19 protein-coding genes and 1 tRNA gene are annotated in these 23,976 nt (G+C 71.5%); 12 read left to right on the forward strand and 8 right to left on the reverse strand.

What is annotated here, in order from left to right; all coding sequences use genetic code 11:
• Positions 1 to 454 precede the first annotated feature (454 nt).
• Positions 455 to 2,131 carry an MFS transporter gene (locus DWB77_RS22010; RefSeq protein ID WP_428985136.1) on the forward strand — a complete coding sequence of 559 codons (1,677 nt, stop codon included), beginning with the start codon at positions 455 to 457 and terminating at the stop codon, positions 2,129 to 2,131.
• A 78-nt stretch (positions 2,132 to 2,209) separates the two neighbouring features.
• Here the strand turns inward: DWB77_RS22010 and DWB77_RS22015 are convergent, their stop codons facing one another.
• Together DWB77_RS22015 and DWB77_RS22020 are read right to left on the reverse strand one after the other, a co-directional pair.
• On the reverse strand, positions 2,210 to 2,776 hold the full coding sequence (locus tag DWB77_RS22015; RefSeq protein ID WP_120722885.1) for a Uma2 family endonuclease: 567 nt from the start codon (positions 2,774 to 2,776) through the stop codon (positions 2,210 to 2,212).
• A 168-nt stretch (positions 2,777 to 2,944) separates the two neighbouring features.
• Positions 2,945 to 3,020 (reverse strand) — tRNA-Arg (locus tag DWB77_RS22020).
• A 335-nt stretch (positions 3,021 to 3,355) separates the two neighbouring features.
• On the opposite strand from DWB77_RS22020, the gene DWB77_RS22025 reads away from it, so the two are divergent.
• Positions 3,356 to 4,372, forward strand: coding sequence for an LCP family protein (locus tag DWB77_RS22025; RefSeq protein WP_246033603.1), 1,017 nt, complete (start codon positions 3,356 to 3,358; stop codon positions 4,370 to 4,372).
• Positions 4,373 to 4,727: 355 nt separating this feature from the next.
• A complete protein-coding gene (locus DWB77_RS22030; protein ID WP_174248721.1) occupies positions 4,728 to 6,404 on the forward strand; it encodes a class I adenylate-forming enzyme family protein in 1,677 nt (558 codons plus the stop codon).
• A gap of 169 nt (positions 6,405 to 6,573) precedes the next feature.
• Here DWB77_RS22030 and DWB77_RS22035 read toward each other — a convergent pair whose 3' ends face one another.
• Positions 6,574 to 7,881 carry a M6 family metalloprotease domain-containing protein gene (locus tag DWB77_RS22035; protein ID WP_120728094.1) on the reverse strand — a complete coding sequence of 436 codons (1,308 nt, stop codon included), beginning with the start codon at positions 7,879 to 7,881 and terminating at the stop codon, positions 6,574 to 6,576.
• Between the two features lie 357 nt (positions 7,882 to 8,238).
• On the opposite strand from DWB77_RS22035, the gene DWB77_RS22040 reads away from it, so the two are divergent.
• Together DWB77_RS22040 and DWB77_RS22045 are read left to right on the forward strand one after the other, a co-directional pair.
• Positions 8,239 to 8,895 (forward strand): TetR/AcrR family transcriptional regulator, encoded by a 657-nt coding sequence (locus DWB77_RS22040; RefSeq protein ID WP_120722887.1) that lies wholly within the window; start codon positions 8,239 to 8,241, stop codon positions 8,893 to 8,895.
• 83 nt (positions 8,896 to 8,978) lie between these two features.
• Positions 8,979 to 10,523 (forward strand): MFS transporter, encoded by a 1,545-nt coding sequence (locus DWB77_RS22045; protein ID WP_120722888.1) that lies wholly within the window; start codon positions 8,979 to 8,981, stop codon positions 10,521 to 10,523.
• 45 nt (positions 10,524 to 10,568) lie between these two features.
• On the opposite strand, the gene DWB77_RS22050 is transcribed toward DWB77_RS22045, so the two are convergent.
• Positions 10,569 to 11,060 carry a MarR family winged helix-turn-helix transcriptional regulator gene (locus tag DWB77_RS22050; RefSeq protein WP_120722889.1) on the reverse strand — a complete coding sequence of 164 codons (492 nt, stop codon included), beginning with the start codon at positions 11,058 to 11,060 and terminating at the stop codon, positions 10,569 to 10,571.
• A gap of 133 nt (positions 11,061 to 11,193) precedes the next feature.
• Between DWB77_RS22050 and DWB77_RS22055 the strand changes: the two genes are divergently transcribed.
• Positions 11,194 to 11,979, forward strand: a complete 786-nt coding sequence (locus DWB77_RS22055; RefSeq protein ID WP_120722890.1) for a dioxygenase family protein — start codon at positions 11,194 to 11,196, stop codon at positions 11,977 to 11,979.
• Positions 11,980 to 12,093: 114 nt separating this feature from the next.
• Here the strand turns inward: DWB77_RS22055 and DWB77_RS22060 are convergent, their stop codons facing one another.
• Positions 12,094 to 12,630 carry a GNAT family N-acetyltransferase gene (locus tag DWB77_RS22060; protein ID WP_120722891.1) on the reverse strand — a complete coding sequence of 179 codons (537 nt, stop codon included), beginning with the start codon at positions 12,628 to 12,630 and terminating at the stop codon, positions 12,094 to 12,096.
• Positions 12,631 to 12,776: 146 nt separating this feature from the next.
• On the opposite strand from DWB77_RS22060, the gene DWB77_RS22065 reads away from it, so the two are divergent.
• A complete protein-coding gene (locus DWB77_RS22065) occupies positions 12,777 to 13,775 on the forward strand; it encodes a sigma-70 family RNA polymerase sigma factor (RefSeq protein ID WP_120722892.1) in 999 nt (332 codons plus the stop codon).
• A 124-nt stretch (positions 13,776 to 13,899) separates the two neighbouring features.
• Here the strand turns inward: DWB77_RS22065 and DWB77_RS22070 are convergent, their stop codons facing one another.
• Entirely contained in the window at positions 13,900 to 14,883 is a 984-nt protein-coding gene (locus tag DWB77_RS22070) for a helix-turn-helix transcriptional regulator (RefSeq protein ID WP_120722893.1), read from the reverse strand.
• A 62-nt stretch (positions 14,884 to 14,945) separates the two neighbouring features.
• Here DWB77_RS22070 and DWB77_RS22075 point away from each other — a divergent pair, with 62 nt between their 5' ends.
• From DWB77_RS22075 to DWB77_RS22095, 5 genes are all read left to right on the forward strand, one after another.
• Positions 14,946 to 16,475, forward strand: coding sequence for an MFS transporter (locus DWB77_RS22075; RefSeq protein WP_120722894.1), 1,530 nt, complete (start codon positions 14,946 to 14,948; stop codon positions 16,473 to 16,475).
• 813 nt (positions 16,476 to 17,288) lie between these two features.
• Positions 17,289 to 18,050, forward strand: a complete 762-nt coding sequence (locus DWB77_RS22080; RefSeq protein WP_120722895.1) for a DeoR/GlpR family DNA-binding transcription regulator — start codon at positions 17,289 to 17,291, stop codon at positions 18,048 to 18,050.
• A complete protein-coding gene (gene pfkB / locus DWB77_RS22085; protein WP_120722896.1) occupies positions 18,047 to 18,997 on the forward strand; it encodes a 1-phosphofructokinase in 951 nt (316 codons plus the stop codon). The genes DWB77_RS22080 and pfkB overlap by 4 nt, the downstream gene beginning before the upstream one ends.
• Before the next feature lie 43 nt (positions 18,998 to 19,040).
• A complete protein-coding gene (locus tag DWB77_RS22090; protein WP_120722897.1) occupies positions 19,041 to 21,035 on the forward strand; it encodes a PTS fructose transporter subunit IIABC in 1,995 nt (664 codons plus the stop codon).
• Between the two features lie 187 nt (positions 21,036 to 21,222).
• Positions 21,223 to 21,477 (forward strand): hypothetical protein, encoded by a 255-nt coding sequence (locus tag DWB77_RS22095; protein WP_120722898.1) that lies wholly within the window; start codon positions 21,223 to 21,225, stop codon positions 21,475 to 21,477.
• A gap of 13 nt (positions 21,478 to 21,490) precedes the next feature.
• Here the strand turns inward: DWB77_RS22095 and DWB77_RS38980 are convergent, their stop codons facing one another.
• Together DWB77_RS38980 and DWB77_RS22105 are read right to left on the reverse strand one after the other, a co-directional pair.
• Positions 21,491 to 22,501: a DUF6227 family protein gene (locus DWB77_RS38980; protein WP_246033604.1), complete on the reverse strand. Its 1,011-nt coding sequence runs from the start codon at positions 22,499 to 22,501 to the stop codon at positions 21,491 to 21,493.
• 152 nt (positions 22,502 to 22,653) lie between these two features.
• Positions 22,654 to 23,964: a L,D-transpeptidase gene (locus tag DWB77_RS22105; protein WP_120722899.1), complete on the reverse strand. Its 1,311-nt coding sequence runs from the start codon at positions 23,962 to 23,964 to the stop codon at positions 22,654 to 22,656.
• Positions 23,965 to 23,976 lie beyond the last annotated feature (12 nt).

Raw genomic sequence — 23,976 nt, forward strand, 5'->3', positions numbered from 1 at the left:
GAGAATCTCGGGACGGGACGAAGGAGCGCCAGCTCCTTTCCGCGGCCCCGACCAAGGGCCCCCGGACACAGCAGTACGGGCCGACCGGACGGCCCCCGCGCGGACCCGGCGCAGACGTACGGGGCCGCGCGTGCCAGGTGAGACAGCGTGAGGCGGGAGAGCCGCAGTGACCACCGCTGACCCGACGCCCACCCGCGCCGACAGCACCCCGAGTACCAGCACGACGCGCACGACCCCCGAGCCGGGCCCCGCGACGGAGGCGGGCCCCGCGACGGAGGCGGGTCCCATGACGGACGCGGGTCCCGTGACCGAACCCGGTCCCGCGACCGGTACCGGTACCGGTACCGGTGCAAGCGGTACCGGCGCTTCCAGAGCCGGGGCGCCGGGCGGGGGCCGGCTTTGGCGAATACGGCTGGGTCCGGGCTCCTGGCCGAAGCGCCACCCCGTCGCGTTCGTGACGGCGGTCGCGGCCGTCGTCCACATCCTCTGGTTCTTCCTCTTCGCCAACAGCGGTGGCGACCTCGCGGCCCAGGACGCCTGGACCGAGTTCGTCGGCCGTCACCCGGAGTCCGCGTACAACCTGGCCTGGTACGGCGGGATGCACCCGGTCTCGTACAGCGTGGTGTCGCCGTATCTGATGTCGGTGCTCGGCGTCCGTACGACGATGATGATCGCCGGGACCGTCTCGGCCGGCCTGACCGCGCTGATCCTGGTGCGGGTGAAGGCGGTCCGCAATCCGCTGGCGTGCTCCTTCGCCGCCCTCTTCGCCTTCCTGTGCAACGCCATGTCGGGCCGGGTGACGTTCGGGCTCGGCATGATGTTCGCGCTGGGCGCGGTGGCCGCGGTGTTCTGCTGGCCGCACAACAAGCGGGAGAACCGCTGGCCGAAGGCGGCCGTGGCCGCGCCGTGCGCCGCGCTCGCCACGGCGAGCAGCCCGGTCGCCGGACTGTTCCTCGGCATCGTCGCGGCCGCGCTGTTCCTGAACAAGCGCCGCCCGGGCGCGTACGCGATCGGTCTGCCGCCGGTCGTGGTGGTGGCCCTTTCGGCGTGGCTGTTCCCGTTCTCGGGCACCCAGCCGATGTCGCTCGCCACCACCTCGGGGCCGTTCCTCTTCGCGGTGCTGATCCTGTTCCTGGTGCCGAAGGACTGGCGGACGGTCCGTACGGCCGCGCTGGTGTACGGGGTCGGGGTGCTGCTGTGCTTCGCGATCCACTCGCAGATCGGCTCCAACATCACCCGGCTCGCGATGCTGTTCGCGGGCGTCGTCTTCCTGGCCGCGCTGCCGTACGCGGTGCCCAAGTCGCGCAAGTGGTACGTCCTGGTGCTGGCGTTCGCCGGGCTCAACGGGTGGATCGGCTTCAAGTCGGTGGACGACATCGTGCACACCGCGCCCGCGGCGACCTGGGCGCGCGATCTGGCGCCGCTGGTGGACCAGTTGCAGGGGCTCGACGCCTCGACCGGCCGGGTCGAGGTGGTCCCCGCCTCCAGCCACCGCGAGGCCTCCGCGTTCACCCCGTACGTGAACCTGGCCCGCGGCTGGAACCGGCAGGCGGACATGCAGCGCAACCCGCTGTTCTACGACGACACCCTGAACGCGGACAACTACCACGCCTGGCTCAACCGTTGGGCGGTGCGGTACGTGGTGCTGCCGCTGGGCCCGGCCGACCGCAACGGCGCGGTGCAGGAGGGCAAGCTGATCGAGCAGGGCCTGCCGTACCTCAAGCAGCTGTGGTCGAACGAGCACTGGCGGCTCTTCGCGGTCGAGAACCCCACCCCGCTCGCGGACCCGCCCGCCACGGTCAAGCACGCGGGTGAGGGCGAGGTCACGGTCGACGTCCGCTCACCGGGCACGGTCCTGATCCGCATCCCGTACTCGCCGTGGCTGAAACTGGTCGACGAGAAGGGCAAGGGCGTCGCGCCGCCGCAGGAGACCCGCGACTCCAAGCTGAAGGGCCACGACCCCAAGACGTACACCAACCTCAACGGCTGTCTGCGCAAGTCCGCCCTGACCGACGCGGGCGACGAGTGGACGGAACTCGTCGCCCCGAAACCGGGCACGTACTACGTGGCCGCCCCCTACAGCATCCCCCGCGGCACGGGCTGCCCGGAGGGGACGCTCATCAATCCGTGAGGCGCGGGTGCGAGCGGCCCTCCACCCGGCTGTCCGCCGGGGCCCGTGACCCGACCCGGGCGTAGGTGAAGCCGTGCGTCAGAGCTGGTCGAGGTCGATCTCCACCGGGAAGGGGGCCGCCACCTTGAGGGCGCCGGTGAAGACCTCTCCCTCCCGATAGGTCTTCGTCGCGGGGTCGAGAACGTAGGTGTACACGAGAGGAACGCCCGTCGCGGCCTGCTCGATCCGCCAGTAGAAGCCGATGCCCGCCTTGGCGTACTGGTCGACCTTCACGATCCGGTCGGTGGTCTCCGAGCCCGGCGACACCACCTCCGCGACCAGCAGCACGTGCTCAGGGCGGGTGGGGGTGACGTCGATCGTGTCCGCGCGGTACACGACGACGTCCGGGCGGCGGTTGGTGAGTGGGACGTCCTGGAGCCGGACGTCGAAGTCGGTGTCGGCGTTCCACTGGGGGCCCGCGGCGGCGTCCAGGGCGTTGGCCAGCAGCCTGGCCAGTCGGTTGTGCCGCTTGGACGCGCTCGGACTCACGACGACCATCCCGTCCACGATCTCGATGCCGGCGCACTGCTCCGCGGACCAGGACTCGTACTCCTCCGCCGTGATCTGCTCGTGCATCCACGCCGGGGCCACCATCTCGGCCGTCATGAAGGACCTCCCGGACACTGTGCTGCGGGCCCGATCCCGCCTGGGTTCAGCGTACGGTCTGCCGCCGGGCCGGGCGGTCCGTCCGCGCACGCAAACGGCCCCGGACGAGGAGTCCGAGGCCGAACAGGACCGCCCTGCGGGATACACCCGAGCCAGAGCGGTAACGCGTGGTGCCCCCGGCAGGATTCGAACCTGCGACACCCGCTTTAGGAGAGCGGTGCTCTATCCCCTGAGCTACGGAGGCGCGCTGCCGATGGCAGACCTGGACAGGGTAGCGGATGCGGGTGTGGGCCCGCTGGTGGGGCCGGGGGTCGGAGCGGGCCCCTCCGGGACGGGCGACGGGTGGCGGTCCGGACTGCGGGAGGGGCCCGCCTTCTGTAGTGTGCGGTAACGCCCTGTTTGTCCGCATGCGGGGTTCTGGTCGTTCGTACGCATGCGAAGTTCTGGGTCGCCGACGGACGGAGTCGAGGGATGACGTACGGACCCCGTTGGGGGCGCATACCCCGGAGGGGCCGCACCCCCCGCCCGCGGCTGGGCCGCCCGCGTCCCAGGCGTCCGCGTTCGCGGCGGTTGCGGCTCGTGCTCGGGTCTCTCGCCGTCGTCCTGCTGCTCGCCGTGGGGGGCGCCGCCGCGTACACCTGGCACCGGCTCAACCACAACATCAACAGCGTCGAGCTCGGCTCGCTGCTCACGCCGGAGGCCTCCGCCACCTCCGACCTCAACATCCTGGTCGTCGGCTCCGATTCGCGGGCCGGTAAGAACGCCACCCGGGCGGGCGGCGGCGTCGACATCGGCCGCTCCGACACCACCCTGCTGCTGCACGTGTACGGCGGCCGCAGGAAGGCGGCGTTCGTCAGCATCCCGCGCGACACCATCGTCAACCGTCCGGCCTGCACCACCGCTTCCGGCCAGAAGCTGCCGGCGCGCGAAGGCGTCATGTTCAACTCCGTGTACGAGACGGGCGGCGCCCCCTGCACGGTGGCCGCGGTCGAAGCGCTGAGCGGCGGGCTGCGCGTCAACCACTACGTCGAGGTCGGCTTCAACGGCTTCGCGGAGCTGATGGACGCGGTCGGCGGCACCGACATCACCCTCGCCAAGGCCATCGACGACAAGGACAGCGGGCTCCATCTGCCGCCCGGCAAGCACCACTTGAGCGGCCAGCAGTCCCTCGACCTCGTGCGCACCCGGCACGGCGTCGGCAACGGCAGCGATCTCGGCCGGATCCAGCTCCAGCACCAGTTCCTGACGGTGCTGCTCGGCAAGCTGGCCGGCCAGAACCTGCTCGCCGACCCGGGCAGGCTCTTCACGGTCGCCGACGCCGCGACGAAGTCCCTCACCACCGACTCCTCCCTGGCCCGCGTCGATAGCCTCGCCTCCCTCGCGTACTCGATGAAGGGGCTCGGGGCGCGGGACGTCCAGATGGTCACCCTGCCGGCCCAACTGGAGCAGGGGGACGAGGACCGCCTGGTGCCGGACGCCGTCAAGGTCGCCAAGGTGTGGGCCGCCCTGAAGGGCGATCGCCCGGTTCCGGAGGACGCCCTGACCGGTACGGCGTCCGGACCGAACGGAATCGGCCAGATCGTGCAGCCCGGCTGACCCCAAGGCGGTTGTGTTCTACACCGACCTTGACCGGGGCGGGGCAGCGGCATAGCGTCGTGAACCACTGGGACTGAGCAGGCGCTTAGGAGGGCTTCCCGTGGCGACGACACAGGCGCGAGACGGTGCGGCGGACGATGCGGCGGGGTCGAGCGAGTCGCCCCGGCCCGGCGCCCCCCTGTCGCGGCCGGGCTCCCCGTCCGGGCCCGGCTCCCCTTCCGAGCCCTGCGCCCCGCCCGGGCCCGGCTCCCCGGCTCACTCGGGGGTCTCGCATGTTGAAGCGGACCCGTACGCCGAAGCGGTCCGGGCGGCCGAAGCGGATCCGTACGCCGAAGCGGTCCGGGCGGCCGAAGCGCTGCTCACCGCGCCCGGCGCCCCCTTCGCCGTGGTGCGCGGCGAGACCGGCACCCTCCAGTACGCCACCGGGCCGCGCACCCTGCGCGAGTTCGTCGAGACGGTGTGGGCGTTCGGGGAACGGCCGTTCTTGATCGCCGAGTCCGGCACTTACTCCTACGCCGAGTTCTTCGCCGCCACCTGCGCCCTGGCCCGCCGCCTCACCGATGTGTACGGGTTGCGCCCGGGCGACCGCGCCGTCATCGGCATGCGCAACCACCCCGAGTGGCAAGTCGCGTTCTGGGCAGCCCAGTTGGCGGGTCTGGTCGCGGTGCCGCCGAACGCCTGGTGGACCGCGGAGGAATTCGCGTACGCCCTCGACGACTGCACCCCGCGGGTGCTGCTCGTCGACGGCGAGCGCCTTGAGCGGGTGGCCGGCTGGGCCGGTGCGCGGGGTGTGCGCGGCATGGTCTTCCACCACGCGGGGCCGCTGCCCGACGGCTTCGAGCGGTACGCCGACGTCGACGAGCTCACCTCGCCCGACCCGGCGGCCGGGCCGCCCGACGTCGACGTCTCGCCGGAAGCGGACGCCACCATCATCTACACCTCCGGCACCACGGGCCGCCCCAAGGGGGCTGTCGCAACCCAACTCGCCCAGGTCGGGGCGGTGTTGAACCCCCGCTTCCAGGCGGCCATGTCCATGCTCGGGCGTGGCGTCGTCCCGGGCCAGGGTCCCGTACCCGTCACCCTCATGACCTTCCCGTTCTTCCATGTCGCCGCGTTCACCTCGGTGTACGCGGCGATGTCGGCGGGCGGCACGCTCGTCCTGATGCGCAAGTGGGACGCGGGGCGCGCCCTCGAACTGATCCGTGAGCACCGGGTCACGCACTACGCCGGGGTGCCCGCGACGGCCCTCCAACTGCTGGCCGCTGCGCAGGAGTTCGGGCCAGCGGGTTACGGGTCCGAGGGTGACGCTGGCGCTCTGGAGAGCCTGACGGCGCTCAACACCGGGGGCGCGGCGGCCCCGCCCGGCCTCGTCGCCGGGCTCACCGCGCGGTACGGCTCGCGCATCGAGCCGCGCAACGGGTACGGGCTGACCGAGACGAGCGGCGGGGTGCTGGCCAACTTCGGTGCGGAGTACCGGAGTTGGCCGCACAGCGCGGGTCGCCCCACGCCGGTGACCGAGGTGCGGATCGCCGGGCCCGACGGGTCGGGGCTCGCGGACGGCGAGATCGGCGAGCTCTGGCTGCGCGGGCAGTCCTTGGTACGGGGCTACTGGAACGACCCGGACGCCACCCAACTCGCCTTCCGCGAGGGGTGGTTCAGGACGGGGGACCTCGCGGTGCGGGACTCGGGGCGGGTCACGATCGTCGACCGGATCAAGGACATGGTGATCCGGGGCGGCGAGAACGTGTACTGCGTGGAGGTCGAGGGCGTCCTCCACGACCACCCCGCGGTCCTCGACGCGGCGGTGCTGGGGGTGCCCCATCCGGTACTGGGGGAGGAGGTCGCGGCGGTGGTGCAGGTACGCGCGGACGCCACCGTGTCCCCGGAGGAGCTCCGGGCCCACGTCGGGTCGGTGCTGGCGGGGTTCAAGGTGCCGGCGCGGGTGGTGGTGCGGCGGGGGGAGTTGCCGCGGAACGCGGCGGGGAAGGTGGTGAAGGGAGAGCTGCGCGGGGAACTGGGCTGGGCCGGCTGATTCTTCCCCACCCCGCCCCTTCCCGAGACCCTCCGGGGGCGTGGGGTGGCGCGGCGGCGTGACCTCAAACCCCGGGGCTCCGCCCCGGACCCCGGGCGGGGGCTACGCCCCCTGCACCCCCCGAAAGCTTCGCCCCGAACCCCGGGCTACGCCCGCCACGGCTCTGCCCTCAGGGTCTCTCCACCCGGACGTGATAGTTCCCCATCCCATCCACCCCCGTCACCGCCACCCGCACCCCACTCGCCCGGTCCACGAAGGTTTCTCCTGTGGTGTAGGGGGCGTCCGAGAGTTCGGCGTTGACGTTGGGGCGGCGGGTGCAGCCTCCTGTGTTGGGGGTGCTGTCGGAGACGTTGACCGGGCCCCGGCCGGTGTCCACGTTCGCCTCCACGTGGTAGATCAGCACCCCGGGCTTGCAGACCGCCCCGTCGTTGCCGGCCTGGGTGCGGACCTCCACCGCGTACCCGCTGTCCTTCGTCACCGGCACGAAGAGCAGCTTCGGGCCGCCCTCCGTGGCCAGCGGGCTCAGCACGTACTGGCCCGTCCCGGTGCCGGTCACACACGCCACCTGGCTGTTGTCGAGCCAGCCCAGCTTCCACTTGTGCCAGCCCAGCATGTCGTTGTTGGCACCCCAGTCCTCGGACATGATGTCCCAGTGCCCGACCGCGCCGCCGCCCTGCGCGGTGTACAGGTCCGGCAGCCCGAAGACATGGCCGTTCTCGTGCGGCAGCACCCGGTAGCCGGTCTCCCCGTACGAGCCGGAGCCGTCGTCCTGGCGGCTGTAGACGAACGAGGTGTTGGACAGCGGCACCCCGTCCGCGTACGGCGCCTCCTCGTTGCCCGAGAACGTCACGGACAGGACCGTGTCCAGCGCTGACGGGCCCGCGTTCGGGGTGACCAGCACGTTCACCAGGTCGTACTTCGAGAAGTTCACCCGGCTCCCCGCCGCCGCGACCATGTCCTGCACCAGGCGGTGGTAGCCCGGCTCATAGGGGGAGCCGCGTTCGATCCCGTACGCCGAGAACGCCTTCGGCATCCTGAGCCACTGCGGGATGGGCGCCTCGGGGCGGTAGTCGAGCCGGCCGTAGGAGGCGTTGCGGAACCAGTCGCTGGTCTGGGGGAAGAACTCCTTGTACCGGCTGAGCGCGGTCCCCGAACCGACCGCGTCCGGGAAGTCGATCATGAGGGTGAGGGCCCGGACGATGCCCGTGGAGTGCGCGTACCCGGGCGGGGTGGGCAGGCCCTCCGACATCTGCACGCCGAGCCCGGCGGGGATGCGGCAGGCGGCGAGCGAGGAGTCGCCGGGGACGGCCGCCGGGCCCGCGGAGGCGCGGGTGGCGATCGACAGGGTGGTGGAACCGGTGGTCAGCGCTGCCAGGGCGAGCGAGGCGAGAGTGGCGCCGAGGAAGGTGTTCCGGCGCCGACCGCATATCCGGCGTCCTGGCGCCCGGGCCGGGCGGGACTGGCTGACGTCCTGCATGCGCACGCGCTCGCCTTCGGGGACGCGACAGTCGGCCGGTTCCGGACTGCGCTCGTCTGATCACCCTGAGTCCGGCGTGTCGGCCGCGCTCGCCGGGTGGCCCGAATGCGGGTTTTTCCGGATATTGGGTGTACCTCGGCGTGCGGGCGCCACTCCGGGATGCGCGCGGGAATCCCGCACTCCAATCCCGCCCGCCGCCCATGTGGCGCAGGTCACATCGCGTACGGGAAATAACCGGGGAAGGTTTCCCCGTTTGAACCTTCGTCCCCGTGAAACGGGGAAGGTTTCCCCGCTTGCGTGCCCCGCTTGCGTTCCACGCTCGCGTTCACGCTTGGGTTCCAGAAAAGGAGTAGAGCCGTGCAGACCGCCACCGCCCCCGTAGCCGCCGAGCCGCGTCGCGCCCCGCGCCCGCGGGCCGACGCCCTGCGCAACCGGGAGCGGATCATCGCCGCCGCGCGCGAGATGTTCGTGGAGTACGGGGCCGAGCGCCCGCTCGACGAGATCGCCCGCCGTGCCGGTGTCGGCAACGCCACGATCTACCGCCACTTCGCCGACCGCCGCGAGCTCATCACCAGCGTGGTGCTCTCCGTCATGGACCGCGTCTCGGCCCAGGCCGAAGCGGCCGCCGCCGAGGAGGCCGACCCCTTCGACGCGCTACGCCGCTTCGTGCACGCGGCCGCCGACGAACGGATCGGCGCCCTCTGTCCGATGCTTTCCGACACCTTCGACCAGGACCAGGCCGAACTGAACGCGGCCCGTGAGCGCCTCGAACGCGACGTCGAGGGGCTCATGCGGCGGGCCCGCGAGGCCGGCCGGCTCCGCGCCGACGTCGCCGTCGGCGACCTCATGGTCGCCCTCTCCCAACTGACCAGGCCGCTGCCGGGCACGCCCTGCCCGAACATCGACCAGTTCGTCCACCGTCATCTCCAGCTCTTCCTCGACGGGCTTCAGGCCCCGGCGCGGTCCGAGCTGCCGGGCAGTGCGGCGACCCTCGACGACCTCCGGAAGAGCTGATCGTCTTCCGCCCTCAACTCCCCGTTCATTCACCGTAGTTACAACATTTTCTCGGTAATCCGCGTCCCAAGGTGGCTACCTCCATGTCAAAAACAGTCGGTCTGGACAAGACGGACCAGTTCTCCCTCGCCCCCGATCCCAGTCGGTGGAAGGCGCTCGCCTTCATAGCCCTGGCCCAGTTGATGGTCGTGCTCGACGCGACCATCGTGAACATCGCGCTGCCGTCCGCCCAGCACGCGCTGCACATCAGTGACGCCAACAAGCAGTGGGTCATCACGGCGTACGCGCTCGCCTTCGGCGGACTGCTCCTGTTCGGCGGACGCATCGCCGACCTGTGGGGCCGCAAGCGCACCTTCGTCGTCGGTCTGCTCGGCTTCGCCGCGGCCTCCGCGCTCGGTGGCGCCGCCACCGGCGAGGCGATGCTGCTCGGCTCCCGGGCGCTCCAGGGTGCCTTCGGCGCGCTGCTCGCGCCGGCCGCCCTCTCGCTGCTCGCGGTGATGTTCACCGACGCCAAGGAGCGCGCCAAGGCCTTCGGCATCTACGGTGCGATCGCCGGTGGCGGTGGCGCGGTGGGCCTGATCCTGGGCGGTTTCCTCACCGAGTACCTGAACTGGCGCTGGACCTTCTTCGTGAACATCCCGTTCGCGATCGTCGCCGCGCTCGGCGCCTATCTCGTCATCCGCGAGCCCGCGGGCACCCGCAACCGCTCGCCGCTCGACGTGCCCGGCGTGGTCCTGTCCACCACCGGTCTGGTCGCGCTGGTCTACGGCTTCACCCGCGCCGAGTCGGCCGGCTGGTCGGACGCGCTGACCATCACGATGTTCATCGCCTCCGCCGTGCTGCTCACCGCCTTCGTCACCGTCGAGGCCAAGGTGCGGAACCCGCTGCTCCCCCTGCGCGTCATCACCAACCGCAACCGCGGCGGTGTCTACCTCTCGCTCGGCCTCGCGATCATCGCGATGTTCGGCCTGTTCCTCTTCCTCACCTACTACCTCCAGGTGGTCAAGGGCTTCTCGCCGGTCAAGACGGGCTTCGCCTTCCTGCCCATGATCGCGGGCATGATCACCGGCTCCACCCAGATCGGTGCCCGCCTGATGACCCGGGTCGCGCCGCGCCTGCTGATGGGCCCGGGCTTCCTGACCGCCGCCGTCGGCATGCTGCTGCTCACCCAGCTCGACATCGACACCTCGTACGCCGGTGTCATCCTGCCCGCGCAGATCCTGCTCGGCCTCGGCATGGGCACCGCCTTCATGCCCGCCATGTCGCTCGCCACCATCGGCGTCGAACCGCGTGACGCGGGTGTCGCCTCCGCGATGGTCAACACCTCGCAGCAGGTCGGCGGCGCCATCGGCACGGCCCTGCTCAACACCATCGCCGCCTCGGCGACCACGGCGTACGCCACCGGTCACCTGGCGCTGGGCGCCACCAACCCCGAGCTCCTCAAGCTCCAGGCCATGGTGCACGGCTTCTCCGCCGCCATCTGGTGGGCCGTCGGCATCCTGGTGGCCGCCTCGGCCATCGCCGTCACCCTCATCAACACCGGCCGCCCCGGCGGCGGTCCGGTCGCCCAGTCGGGCAGCGGCGACGACGTCCAGGACGAGGTGCGCATCCCGGTGGTCGCGCACTGACCCCCCGGTAGCACCCCGGACGCACCTGCCCTGGCCCCGCTGTTCTCAGCGGAGCCAGGGCAGGTCCGCTTTGGCGTCGGTGGGCTGGAGCCCCTGCGCCATCACGCGCATGATCTCGCCGAGCTGGTCCACCTGGGCCGGGGTCAGCCGGTCGAACATCGCCTGCCGCACGGCGGCCACGTGCCCGGGCGCGGTCCGCTCCAGGACCTCGTACCCGGCGTCCGTGAGGATCGCCAGCTGGCCCCGCTTGTCGGAGGGGCAGTCCTCGCGCCTGATCCACCCGTTGTTCTCCAGGCGCGCCACGGCGTGCGAGAGCCGGGAGCGGGTGATCTTGGAGTTCTTGGCCAGCTCGGTCATCCGCATCCGGCGCCGGGGCGCCTGGGAGAGCTGGACGAGCAGCCCGTAGTAGACGTGCGGCATCCCGGCGTCGCGCTGGAGCTGTCGGTCGAGGTGGTCTTCGAGGAGCCGGGTGGCGTGGAGGTAGGCGCGCCAGGTGCGCTGCTCCTCGTCGCTGAGCCAGTTAGGTGCCGAGGTCATACATCTACTGTACGGAGGCTTCTTGAAAGTTGAACTATGCAGGGTTAGGCTGGAGCGAGACGCTTGAGACTTCAAGCAGTTCTGCCGGGCCGCGAGACCGGCCGGCAGCCGTGAGTGAGCCGGAGAGTCCGCCATGACCGTCGTCCGCCCCGAGCGCATGCCCGCCCTGTACCTCTCCCACGGCGCCCCGCCGCTCGCCGACGATCCGCTCTGGCCCGCCGAGCTGGCGGCCTGGTCCGCGGAACTGCCCCGCCCCACCGCCATCCTGATGGTCTCCGCGCACTGGGAGGAGGCCCCGCTCGCGCTCGGCGCCACCGAGACCGTGCCGCTGGTGTACGACTTCTGGGGCTTCCCCGACCACTACTACCAGGTGCGCTACGCGGCCCCCGGCGCGCCCGAACTCGCCGACTCCGTACGCAAGTTGCTGCGCGGACCCGGGATGCCGGTGCAGGACATCGCGGACCGCGGGCTCGACCACGGCGCCTATGTCCCGCTGGTGGAGATGTTCCCCGCCGCCGACATCCCCGTCCTCCAGATCTCCCTGCCCACCCTGGACCCGCGCCGCCTGTACGGCATCGGTCGCACCCTGGCCCCGCTGCGCGACGAGGGCGTACTCATCGTCGGCAGCGGGTTCTTCACCCACAACCTGGCCGCCCTGCGCCACACCGGCGGTCAAGTCCCCAGCTGGTCGGCCGAGTTCGACGACTGGGGGGCGCGGGCACTGGACGCCGCCGATGTCGATGCCCTGCTCGACTTCGCGCACAAGGCCCCGGCGGGCCGGCTCGCCCACCCCCGCACCGAGCACTTCGCCCCGCTCTTCGTGACGATGGGCGCGAGCGAGGGCGAGCTCGGCGGGGCGCGCAGTGTCATCGACGGGTTCTGGATGGGGCTCGCCAAGCGGTCCGTGCAGTACGGCTGAACCGGCGCGCGGGAGGCGCGAGAGGGGAGTGGGCGGCAAGGAGGCGTGAGCGGGCGCGGGCGGCACCGGGCTTGTTGCGTGCGCGAGTTGGGCCCCGGTCTGGACGCGGGGCGCCTAGGAAGCGCCCAGCTCCTTCTCGTACCAGGCCACGTCCCAGTAGCGGCCGAACTTGCGGCCCACCTCGCGGTAGGTGCCTATGTGGGTGAAGCCGAAGCGTTCGTGCAGCCGCCGCGAGGCCTCGTTCGGCAGGGCGATCCCCGCGTAGGCGCGGTGCACGTCCTGGCCCGCCATAGCCTTGAAGAGGGCGTCGTACAGGAGCGTGCCGACGCCCCGCCCGGTCGCCTCCGGCGCGCAGTACACGCTCACCTCGACGGACGTCGCGTACGCGGGCTTGGCGCGGAACGGGCTGCTGGTCGCATAGCCCAACACACGATCCTCGCCGACAAAACGGGCATCGTGAGCAACCAGAAGACGGTGCGGGCCGTCTTCAGGGTGGGAGTGCAGCCACGGACGGCGCTGTTCGGTGGTGAAGGGGTCCGTGTCGAATGTGATGGCTGTCTCACGGATGAAGTGGTTGTAAAGATGCGTGAGCGCCCCCAGATCCGCCTCCACACCCGCTCTGACCTGGACCTCTGTACGTTTTTGCGACACCTGTCCCCCCTTCGAGGCGCGACAGGGTACTGCATGATCACGAAATCGATGGGCGGGTCGGGAATTCTGTCCGGATTCCAGCCGTTGTTTCCATCGGATGCAGGGCACCCGGGAGGGTGTCGCGACCACTCAGTAAGGGAGCACGCATGGCAACCCGCGCCGTCGCCCGCCGACAGTCCGCCTCTGGCGGCTCGGACTCTGGAAGCAGGGTCCGCGCAATCAGCGGTGAGATCGCCGACCGCGACCTGGTCGGTATGTACCTCGACGAAATCGCGCGTACGCCGCTGCTCGACGCCGCCAAGGAGGTCGAGCTCTCGCAGACCATCGAAGCCGGTGTATACGCACGCCAGATCCTCGACGGAGAGGTGGAGAGCGAAGCAGGGGGCGCCACGCCCGAGGAGCTCGAAGCGCTGTACGCCGCGGGCGAGCGCGCCAAGGACCTCTTCATCCGCTCCAACCTCCGCCTGGTCGTAGCCGTCGCCCGCCGTTACCCGAGGGCCGGCCTGCCCCTGCTCGACCTCATCCAGGAGGGCAACGCCGGCCTGGTGCGCGCCGTCGAGAAGTTCGACTACGCCAAGGGCTTCAAGTTCTCCACGTACGCCACCTGGTGGATCCGCCAGGCCATCACCCGCTCCATCGCCGACCAGTCCCGCACCATCCGCCTGCCCGTCCACCTGGTGGAGGAGCTCGGCCGCATCCGCCGGGTCCAGCGCGAATTCAACCGGGAGAACGGCCGCGATCCCGAGCACACGGAGATCGCCGCCGAGCTGGGCTCCACGCCCGAGCGCGTCGGTGACGTGCTGGACTGGGCGCGTGACCCGGTCTCCTTGAACATGCCGGTCGACGACCAGGGCGAGACCCAATTCGGCGACCTGCTCGAAGACACCTCCGCCGTCTCACCCGAACAGTCCGTGCTCACACTGCTGCGCAGCGAGGAGCTCGACGACCTGATCGGCAAGCTCGACCAGCGAACCGCCTCGATCATCAAGATGCGTTACGGCATTGACGACGGCAGGGAGCGTACGCTGACAGAGGTGGGCAAGGAACACGGTCTGACCCGCGAGCGGATCCGTCAGATCGAGAAGCACGCCTTGCTCGAACTGAAGAAGATGGCCCGCGACACGGGCTTCGACGCGGCGGCCTAGGCCCCGCCCCCAAGACGAGCTCCGGCACCCTCCCCCCCCTGGTGCTGGGGCTCCCGGCCCCGGCACCTTCCCCCCCTGGTGTCGGGGCCCCTCTCTTTTTCTCTCCCTCCGGGCTCCCTCACCCTCACTCATCCCGCCGGCGCGCGGTCGCCCGGGTCAGCCGCTCGCCCAGCTCGTGCAGATAGGCGGTCATCGACGGCGGCTCGTGGACGGTGAACTCGCAGTCCACCAGGGCCAGCCGCAGCGCCACCCACTCCAGGGAGTCGGTGCACGAGGCGCGCAACCGGCAGCGCCCCGCCCCCAGCGGCTCGGGTGCACCGAGCGAGCCGGGCAGGCGGGCGGTCACGAAGTCGGCCGGCGCCTCGAAGGTGACGTCGATGTCCAGGACGGGCTGGAGCCGGTTCATCGAGGTGCGCACGAACTCTGCGGCGTTGGCCTCGGGCAGCTCCCTCGGCGCGAAGCGCGCCCCGGTCGCCAGCGGATCGGCGACCCGGTCGACCCGGAACGTACGCCAGTCGCCGCGCTCCACGTCGTACGCCACCAGGTACCACCGGCGTCCCGTCGACACCAGCCGGTACGGCTCGACCAGGCGCTTGGTGGCCGTGCCGTCGCCGGAGACATAGCCGAACCGCAGCCGCTCCTCGCCGGTGACGGCCGAGGCGAGCGTGGTCAAGGTGTGCGGGTCGACCGTCGCGCCGTCCCCGCGCCAGGGTCCGGCCAGCGGCATCGTCGCCGCCTGGAGGCTCGCGACGCGGTGGCGCAGCCGGGAGGGCAGCACCTGTTCCAGTTTGGCCAGGGCCCGCACCGACGCCTCGTCCACGCCGTCCACGGCATGGCCCGCGCCCGCCCGCAGCCCCACCGCGATCGCCACCGCCTCCTCGTCGTCCAGGACCAGCGGCGGCATCGCCTTGCCCGCCACGAGGCGGTAGCCGCCCTCCGCGCCCCGCGCCGCCTGGACGGGATAGCCGAGTTCGCGCAGCCGGTCGATGTCGCGCCGCACCGTACGCCGGGAGACCCCGAGGCGCCCGGCGAGCTCGCCGCCTGGCCACTCGCGCGGGGTCTGGAGCAGGGAGAGCAGGTGCAGCAGCCGTGCCGGGGTGTCGGTCATGCCTCCAGGATGCCCGTGCAATGAGGACACAGGCTGACCTATAGGGGGTCTACTTTCTTCCCATGACCTCCACCACGACCAGCAGCACCCCAGAGTCCGCGGCGCCGGCCGCAGCAGACCGCCGCCGGTGGTTCGCCCTCGCCATCGTCATGACCGCGGCCTTCATGGACCTGGTCGATGTCACGATCGTCAACATCGCCATCCCGTCGATCCAGCAGGACACCGGGGCGAGCTTCTCCTCGATCCAGTGGATAACCGCCGGCTACGCGCTCGCGTTCGCCGCGGGTCTGATCACCGGCGGCCGCCTCGGCGACATCCACGGCCGCAAGAAGCTCTTCCTCATCGGCATCGCCGGCTTCACCCTGGCCTCCGCGCTGTGCGGATTCGCCGCCAACCCCGAGATGCTGGTCGCCTCCCGCATCCTGCAAGGCGCGATGGCCGCCATGATGGTGCCGCAGGTCCTGTCCATCGTGCACGCCACCTTCCCCGCCCACGAACGCGGCAAGGTCTTCGGCCTGTTCGGCGCGGTCGTCGGACTCGGCGCGGTCTCGGGACCCCTGCTCGGCGCGCTGCTCACCGAGTGGAACCTGTTCGGCCTGGAATGGCGCCCGATCTTCCTGATCAACCTGCCGGTCGGGATCGTGGGCCTGATCCTCGGCACCAAGTTCATCACCGAGTCCAAGGCGCCCAAGGCCCTCAAGCTCGACCTCGTCGGCGTGGTCCTGGTGACGCTCGGCCTGCTCATGCTGCTCTACCCGCTGACCCGTGGCCGTGAGCTCGGCTGGCCGCTGTGGGGCTACCTCTCGATGGCCGGCAGCGTCCTGGTCTTCGGAGGGCTCATCGCGTACGAGCGGATGAAGGCGGCCCGGGACGGCTCCCCGCTGATCGAACTGTCGCTGTTCAAGGTCAAGAGCTTCGCCGCGGGCATCGCCGTGCAGGCCACCTTCGGTGTCGGCCTCGGCATCTTCTTCCTCGTGTGGACGCTCTACATGCAGCTGGGCCTCGGCTGGAGCGCCCTGCGCGCGGGCCTCACCGGGGTGCCGTTCTCCATCGCGGTCTCGGTGGCGGCGGGCCTGTCCGTGCAGAAGCTCGTCCCGCGCTTCGGACGCAAGGTCCTCCAGAGCGGCGCTCTGACGATGGCGGCCGGGCTGCTGATCTACATCTGGGAAGCCGGCCGCTACGGCCTGGACATCGCGCCCTGGCAGATGGCGCTGCCGCTCGTCGTGATGGGCCTCGGCATGGGCCTCATCGTCGCGCCGCTCACCGACGCGGTGCTCTCCGAGGTCCCCAAGGAGCACTCGGGTTCCGCGTCCGGGCTCATCAACACGGTGCAGCAGATGGGCAACGCGCTCGGGCTCGGCCTGGTGTCGGTCGTCTTCTTCGGCTCGATCGGCGACGACGTTGCGCCGTCGCGGCTGGGGCAGGCGTTCGTGGAGGGGTTCCAGCACTCGCTCTGGTACGTGGCGGGGGTGCTCGGGGTGATCTTCCTGGTGATGTTCGCGTTGCCCGGGCGGGCGGCGGGGGTCGTCCGGGCCGAGGCGGAGCAGCCCGAGCCGCGCAACCTCCCCAGGGAACGCCAGCCGGTCGCCTAACCTTTCCAACCCTGCCGGGCCGGCCCTGCTTGACCTCAACCCCGACCCGGCTGGGATGCGACCCTGCTGGGCCCCGGCTCTGCTTGGGCTCAGCCCCGGCCCTGCTGGGCCCCGGCTCTGCTTGGGCTCAGCCCCGGCCCTGCTGGGCCCCGGCTCTGCTTGGGCTCAGCCCCGGCTTGGTTCGGGCGCGGCCCGGGTTCGTCTGATGGCTCCGTACCTTTCGAGGTGCGGGGCCGTCGGTCTGTGCGGGCGGTTGCCTGTTTGCGCAGTTCCCCGCGCCCCTGAACCCGCTCGACCCTGCGGACCGTGCGTGGCTGGTCGCGCAGTTCCTCGCGCCCCCAAAACCCTCGGTCACGTGCGGATCGTGGTCGCTAATCGCGCCGTTCCCCGCGCCCCTGAAAACCCGTTTTCGGCTGCGGGCTGTGGGTGGCTGGGCGCGCAGTTCCTCGCGCCCCTTAAGTGCTCGGTGCGGGCCTGCCTGGGCAACCTCAGCCCGTCCGGCGATTGAGGACGAGCGCCGTTCAGGCGCGATGCGGGGTCTGGGGCGGAGCCCCAGGGGCCCGGGCTATCCAACCCTGCGCTTACGGGCGGGCGGGTGGGCGAGGGGCCTCGGGGTCTGGGGCGGAGCCCCAGGGGGCCGGGACCCTTCAACCCCCTGCACGGGCGGGTGGGTGGGCAAAGGGGCCCGGGGCCCGGGGGACCTAGGTCCGTTTGTGTCTGGGGGGTGCCCGAATTGGTTTACATGGCTCCGGCGCGGCCGTAATCTGGCGAGGCAACCACAGGTTCGGGCAAGCGAAACGGACGTAACCAGACATGTATGCACCGGAGCGCCAACAGGAAATCCTCCGCATCGCCCGGGAGAGCGGCCGCGTCGACGTGCTGTCCCTCGCCGACACCTTCCAGGTGACCGCCGAGACCGTACGACGCGACCTGAAGGCCCTCGACCGCGCCGGCCTGGTGCGCCGCGTGCACGGCGGAGCCATCCCCGCCGGCCGGCTCGACTTCGAACCCGACCTCGCCGAGCGCGAGTCCACCGCCGCCGACGAGAAGGACCGTATCGCCCGCGCCGCCCTCGCCGAACTGCCCGCCGAGGGCAGCGTCATCCTCGACGCCGGGTCGACCATCGCGCGCCTCGCCGCCGGGCTCCCCCTCGAAAGCGGCCTGACCCTGGTCACCCACGCCCTGCCCGTCGCCGCCCGGCTCGCCGACCACCCCGCCATCGACCTCCACCTCGTCGGCGGCCGGGTCCGGCACCGCACCCGGGCCGCCGTCGACGCCTGGGCCCTGCGCGCCTACGGCGAGATCCGCGCCGACGTCGCCTTCCTCGGCACCAACGGCTTCGGCGCCGACCACGGCCTCACCACCCCCGACCTCGCCGAGGCCGCCGTCAAGCGGGCCGTGATCGGCGCCGCCCGACGCGTGGTGCTGCTCGCCGACTCCGCCAAACACGGCCAGGAACACTTCGCCCGCTTCGGAGACCTCGCCGACATCGACCTCCTCATCACCGACCGGGGGCTCGCCCCCGACAGCGTCGCCGCCATCGAGGCCGCCGGTACGGACGTGATCACCGTATGAACATCCTCACCGTCACCCCCAACCCCAGCCTGGACCGCACCTATGAGGTCCCTGACCTCGCCCGGGGCGAGGTGCTGCGCGCCACCGGCGAGCGCGTCGACCCCGGCGGCAAGGGCGTCAACGTCTCCCGCGCCGTCGCCGCCGCCGGACACCACACCGTCGCCGTCATGCCGCTCGGCGGCGCCCCCGGCGCGCTGGTCGCCGAACTCCTCGCCGGGCAGGGCATCGACGTCGCCCCCGTGCCCGTCGCCGGGCCCACCCGCTCCAACATCGCGGTCGCCGAACCCGACGGCACCTTGACGAAGATCAACGCGCCGGGCCCCCAACTGAGCGCCGCCGAAAGCGAGTTGCTGCTCGACACGGTCACCGAGCACTCGGGGCGGGCCGACTGGATCGCCTGCTGCGGCAGCCTCCCGCGCGGTCTGACCCCCCAGTGGTACGCCGACCTCGTCGCCCGCGCCCACGCCGCCGGAGCCAAGGTCGCCCTCGACACCTCCGGGCCCTCCCTCATCGCCGCCCTGCGCGAACGCCCCGACGTGGTCAAACCCAACGCCGAGGAGCTCGCCCAGGCCGTCGGCCGCCCCCTCGCCACCATCGGCGACGCCGTCAAGGCAGCTGAAGAAGTACGGGAGTTGGGGGCCGGCACCGTCCTCGCCAGCCTCGGCGCCGACGGCCAGCTCCTGGTCGGCGCATCCGGCACCTACTTCGCCTCCGCGCCCGTCGCCCTCGTACGCAGCAACGTGGGAGCCGGCGACGCCTCGCTCGCCGGGTTCCTCGCGGCGGGCGGCGAGGGCCCCGGCGCGCTGGCCGCCGCCGTCGCCCACGGCGCCGCCGCCGTCCAGCTCCCCGGCAGCGTGATGCCGACCCCCGCCGACCTCGATCCGGCGGCGGTCACCGTCACCGACGCCGTCCCGCTGGACCGCCCCCTGACGGAACCGGCGTCATGATTCCCGCCCCGCCCGCCCCTCACCGCCCGCGAAGGAGCCCGCGATGAGCCAGATGATCAGCGCGGAACTGGTCGACCTCGCCCTCGACCTGGCCGCCGACTCCAAGGAAGCCGCCGCCCGGGTGCTCGCCCAGCGCATGGTCGCGCTCGGCCGCGTCAGCGACCTCGACGGCTTCCTCGCCGACGTCGCCGCCCGCGAGGCCCAGATGCCGACCGGCCTCGACGGCGGCATCGGCATCCCGCATTGCCGCAGCGCCCATGTCACCGAGCCGACCCTCGCCTTCGGGCGCAGCGCCACCGGCATCGACTTCGGCGCCCCCGACGGCCCGGCCGACCTGATCTTCCTCATCGCGGCCCCCGCGGGCGCCGACGACGCCCACCTGTCGATCCTCTCCGCCCTGGCCCGCCGTCTGATGGACGAGTCCTTCACCTCGGCCCTGCGCGCCGCCACTACGGCGGACGAGGCCGCGGCCCTGATCCGGGGCGATCAGAACGCTCCCGCCCCTGACCCTGACCCCGCCCCTGACCCCCACCCCGACCCCACACCGGACCGGCCGTTGCGGATCGTGGCGGTGACGTCCTGTCCGACCGGGATCGCCCACACCTACATGGCGGCCGAGTCCCTCACACGTGCCGGGCAGGCCGAGGGCGTCGAGATCGCCGTGGAGACGCAGGGCTCGGCCGGGTTCACCCGCCTCGACGCGGCCGTCATCGCCGCCGCCGACGGCGTGATCTTCGCGCATGACGTTCCCGTACGGGACAAGGAGCGCTTCGCGGGAAAGCCCACCGTGGACGTCGGCGTCAAGGCGGGCGTCAACCGGCCGGCCGAGCTGATCGCCGAGGTCCGCGACAAGGCGGCACGCGGCGAGATCACCGAAGCCGGCGCCAGGCCGTCCCCGGTGGAGGCGGGCGGCGAAGCCGGCGAGGGATACGGCACCAAGCTGCGCAAGTGGCTGATGTCGGGCGTCAGTTACATGGTTCCCTTCGTCGCGGCCGGTGGTCTGCTCATCGCGCTGGGCTTCGCCGTCGGCGGCTACAAGGTCAGCGAAGCGCCCTCCGTCATGAACCACTTCCTGTGGACGGACTCGATGAGCTGGGCGGCGCTCCTGTTCCAGGTCGGCCAGATCGCTTTCGCGTTCCTCGTCCCGGTCCTGGCCGGGTACATCGCCTACGGAATGGCCGACCGGCCGGGTCTGGTGCCCGGCTTCGTGGGCGGCGCGATCGCCCTCGACATCAAGGCGGGCTTCCTCGGTGGTCTCGCGGCCGGACTGATCGCGGGCGCGGTGGTCATGGCGATCCAGAAGGTGCGCATCCCGGCGCCGCTGCGCGGCATCATGCCGGTGGTGGTGATCCCGCTGGTCTCCTCGGCGATCGTCGGCTTCCTGATGTTCCTGGTGATAGGCGAGCCGATCGCCAAACTCCAGTCCGCGCTGACCAGTTGGCTCGGCGGACTCGGCGGTGCGAACGCGATCACCCTCGGCGTGATCCTCGGCCTGATGATGTGCTTCGACCTGGGCGGCCCGCTCAACAAGGTCGCCTACGCCTTCGCGGTGGGCGGCCTCTCCGACAACGCGACCAGCGCCGACGGCAGCTTCAAGGTGATGGCGGCCGTGATGGCCGCGGGCATGGTGCCGCCGCTCGCGATGGCCCTCGCCACGACCGTACGGGGCCGTCTGTTCACGCCCGCCGAACGCGAGAACGGCAAGGCGGCGTGGGTGCTGGGCGCGTCCTTCGTCACCGAGGGCGCCATCCCCTTCGCCGCGGCCGACCCGCTGCGGGTCATCCCCTCCGCGATGGCGGGCGGCGCCGTCACCGGCGCCCTGTCGATGGCCTTCGGCTGCACGCTGCGGGCCCCGCACGGCGGCGTCTTCGTGGTCCCGCTGATCGGGCACGCCTTCCTGTATCTGCTGGCCATCGCGGCCGGGACGGCGGTCAGCGCCGGCCTGGTGGTGCTGCTCAAGGGCCTGCGCGGGGCCGGACCCGAACGGGAGGGCGCACCGGGCGACCCGGCCGAACCGAAGGTGGCGGTCGCCGCCTGAGCATCCGCGGCACGCACGACGCCCGGCCCCGTCGGACCCACGACGCCCGGCCCCGTCGGACCCACGACGCCCGGCCCCCTGGGGGAGCCGGGCGTCTTCGGCCGTCATGACGTGACATGTACCACTTGAGGACCAAAGTCCCTTCAGCCCCTGCCGCAAGTCCCGGCCGGTGTTGTCTACTGGGCGCGTGGCTCAGAACATCACGATCATTCAGCAGATAGGCCTTTCCGTCCTCGCTGCGGCGAGTGTCGCCTGGGTCGTCGGACTGGTCCGCATCATGCGCCGGGAGCGCGCCGACCGGGCGGCATGGCACTCGACGCGTCCCCTGCGGGCGGTGGGCCGCCAGAGCGGTCCGCCCGCCCGGGAAGCGGTGGCCCTCACCGAGGCCGAACAGGACGCCTTCGCGGGCCTGATGCGCCAGCTCGATCCGCGCAGCTCCTGACCGTCCGCCGGCCTCAACTCACGTGTGCGCGGCGCTCCATGGCGGTCCGCGCGGCATGCTCGGTCGCGTACACCTCGCACATGTGACGGCCGTCCGGGGTCGCCGTGTGCTCGACCTCCCACAGGCTCAGCCCGCTGCCGTCGAGCAGCAGGAACGCGTGCTCGTACAGCGTGAACGCCGCCTCGCGGCCCGCCGTGCGGCAGTGGCGGCCGAAGGCCTGGGTGATCCGGTGCGTGTCCGCCGCCCGCAGCCGCAGCGCGGTGTCCGGGCCGGGCCGGTCCGGGTTCTCGGCGCGGCGCAGCAGCCGGCGCGCGTGGTCCGCCGAGTCGGCGGGGGCGTACGGACGGGTGTGGCCGGCCGGGATGGTGGTGCGGTCCGGCGCGACGACGGCGTCGGGCCCGAGCCCCGCCTCCCAGCACTCCTCCGGACCCGGCAGGCCCGCGAGGTCCCGCGCGTCCGCCGGCCCCTGCGCATCCGTAGGCCTGAGCGCGTCCGCCGACCCGAGCGCGTCCGCGGACCCGAGTGCGTCCGCGGACCCGAGCGCGCTCTGCTCCGGGTGCGGGATAGGGGTGTAGGTGCCGATCCAGGAGGAGTCCAACTCCCGCTCCAGCGACTCCAGTTCGTCTTCGGCGTCGTGGGCCGGGTCGTACGGCAGCACCCTGCGGCGCAGCCGGACCGCGGCCAGGCGGACGTCTTCCTCGGCGGCGTACACCTCGTGCGCGTACTGGCGGCCGTCGTGGTGGGCCAGCTCCCACAGCGTGACGGTGGTGCCGTCCAGGAGGAGGTAGCAGTGCCGGTACGTCTCGCGGCTCAGCCGGTGGCCGCCGGGTCCCGCCGCCGAGGTGTGCAGCGAGGAGTGGAGCGAGGTGGTGTGGGCCATCGCCAGGTCGAGACGCTCGACGAATTCGTCCGGCAGGTCGAAGGAGTTCAGGGCCCGCCCCAGCAGGGCGGCCAGCTGATCCTGGGCCGATTCGTCGCCGGGGCCGCGCTCGCCGTCGAGCGGGTGGGGCACATGGAGCACCAAGGCTTCTCCTGGCCGTCGCTGTTGGTCACGTAGAAGGTGCTCAACGTAGCCCCTGAGGGCGGATAGCGCAGCGGGCATGGCCGAAACTTTTCCGGCCGGCACCCACCTTTGGGTTACCGGCCGGTCAAGTCCCTTGGCGGGAAGGGGAGTTGTCAGGAGGAGGCGGCCGCCGTCCACTGGGACCACGGCATGTTCCAGCCGTTGAGCCCGTTGTCGGGGGCGATGGGCTTGTCCGGCGAGTTCTTCACGACGACGACGTCACCGATGAGGCTGTGGTCGAACATCCACTTGGCCGGAGTGTCGCCACCGGCGCCCTGGACGTCCTTCATGCCGACGCAGCCGTGGCTGGTGCCGTCGTTGCCGAACGGGTCACCCTTGTACCAGTAGTTGCCGTGCATGAAGGTGCCCGAGGTGGAAAGACGCATCGCGTGCGGCACGTCCTTGATGTCGTACTCGCCGCCGAAGCCCACGCTGTCACCGTTCATACGGGTCTGCGTGAACTTCTCCGAGATCACCATCTGCCCGTTGTAGGTGGGGTGTTCGGCGCTGCCGGTCGAGACGGGGATCGTCTTGATGGTCTTGCCGTCCTGCTGGACGGTCATCTTCTGCGTGTTGACGTCGACGGTGGAGACCTGGTTGCGGCCGATGGTGAAGGTGACCTCCTTCGACTGCACGCCGTAGATGCCCTTGGCGCCCTCCACCTTGTCCAGGTCGATCTTCATCGTGACCTTGGAGCCGGCCTTCCAGTACTGCTCGGGCCGGAAGTCCAGCCGGGTGGAGTTGAACCAGTGCCCCACGACCTGCTGACCGCTGCTGCTGGTCACCGTGATGTGGGACAGGACGTCCTTCTTGTTGGTGATCGCCTTGTTGAAGGTGAAGGACACCGGCATGCCCACGCCGACCGTGGCGCCGTTGTCGGGCGTGTAGGTGCCGATGAAGCTGTCCTTGGCAGAGACGGTCGTGAACTGCGCGTTCTCCGTCGCGGCCCGGCCCTTGTCGTCCTTGCCGTTCGCGGTGATCTTGTACTGGGTGCCGCGCTCGACCTTGCCGGTCGGCTTCCAGGAGAGTCCGTCGGCGGCGAGCGCGCCGGGTACGGCCTTGCCGCCCTGGGCCTCGGTCATCGTCACGTCGGACAGCTTGCCGCCCTCCGCCTTGACGTTGACGTCGTTGATGGAGGCGTTGGTGGAGCCGTCCTTCGCCGAGATGGTGATCTTCAGCGTGGAGGCGTCCTTGGCGGCCGAAGCGTCCGAGTTCGCGCTGTCCTTGCCGTCCTTGCCGTCGTCGTTGGCCTTGGCGTCGCCGCCGCACGCGGTCAGCGCGAGCGCGCCGACCAGGAGCCCGGCCACCCCCGCGACCACGCGGACGCGACGACGGGCCAACGGACGCGCGGGGCGCGGGGTGCTGCTGAACTGCTGAGGCTGCGCTGCGTTGTCCGACGCCGGCGGTGTCACGGGCTGCTCCATGTCTGCACGATG

It is taken from the genome of Streptomyces hundungensis, from assembly GCF_003627815.1.
GTDB lineage: Bacteria > Actinomycetota > Actinomycetes > Streptomycetales > Streptomycetaceae > Streptomyces > Streptomyces hundungensis_A.

Bases quoted from the DNA above. Each gene is read 5' to 3' on its own strand.
- pfkB (WP_120722896.1), top strand. From the start codon at position 18,047: ATGAACATCCTCACCGTCACCCCCAACCCCAGCCTGGACCGCACCTAT.
- DWB77_RS22075 (WP_120722894.1), top strand. From the start codon at position 14,946: ATGACCTCCACCACGACCAGCAGCACCCCAGAGTCCGCGGCGCCGGCC.
- DWB77_RS22080 (WP_120722895.1), top strand. From the start codon at position 17,289: ATGTATGCACCGGAGCGCCAACAGGAAATCCTCCGCATCGCCCGGGAG.
- DWB77_RS22055 (WP_120722890.1), top strand. From the start codon at position 11,194: ATGACCGTCGTCCGCCCCGAGCGCATGCCCGCCCTGTACCTCTCCCAC.
- DWB77_RS22015 (WP_120722885.1), bottom strand. From the start codon at position 2,776: ATGACGGCCGAGATGGTGGCCCCGGCGTGGATGCACGAGCAGATCACG.
- DWB77_RS22050 (WP_120722889.1), bottom strand. From the start codon at position 11,060: ATGACCTCGGCACCTAACTGGCTCAGCGACGAGGAGCAGCGCACCTGG.
- DWB77_RS22035 (WP_120728094.1), bottom strand. From the start codon at position 7,881: ATGCAGGACGTCAGCCAGTCCCGCCCGGCCCGGGCGCCAGGACGCCGG.
- DWB77_RS22070 (WP_120722893.1), bottom strand. From the start codon at position 14,883: ATGACCGACACCCCGGCACGGCTGCTGCACCTGCTCTCCCTGCTCCAG.
- DWB77_RS22090 (WP_120722897.1), top strand. From the start codon at position 19,041: ATGAGCCAGATGATCAGCGCGGAACTGGTCGACCTCGCCCTCGACCTG.
- DWB77_RS22065 (WP_120722892.1), top strand. From the start codon at position 12,777: ATGGCAACCCGCGCCGTCGCCCGCCGACAGTCCGCCTCTGGCGGCTCG.
- DWB77_RS22045 (WP_120722888.1), top strand. From the start codon at position 8,979: ATGTCAAAAACAGTCGGTCTGGACAAGACGGACCAGTTCTCCCTCGCC.
- DWB77_RS22105 (WP_120722899.1), bottom strand. From the start codon at position 23,964: ATGGAGCAGCCCGTGACACCGCCGGCGTCGGACAACGCAGCGCAGCCT.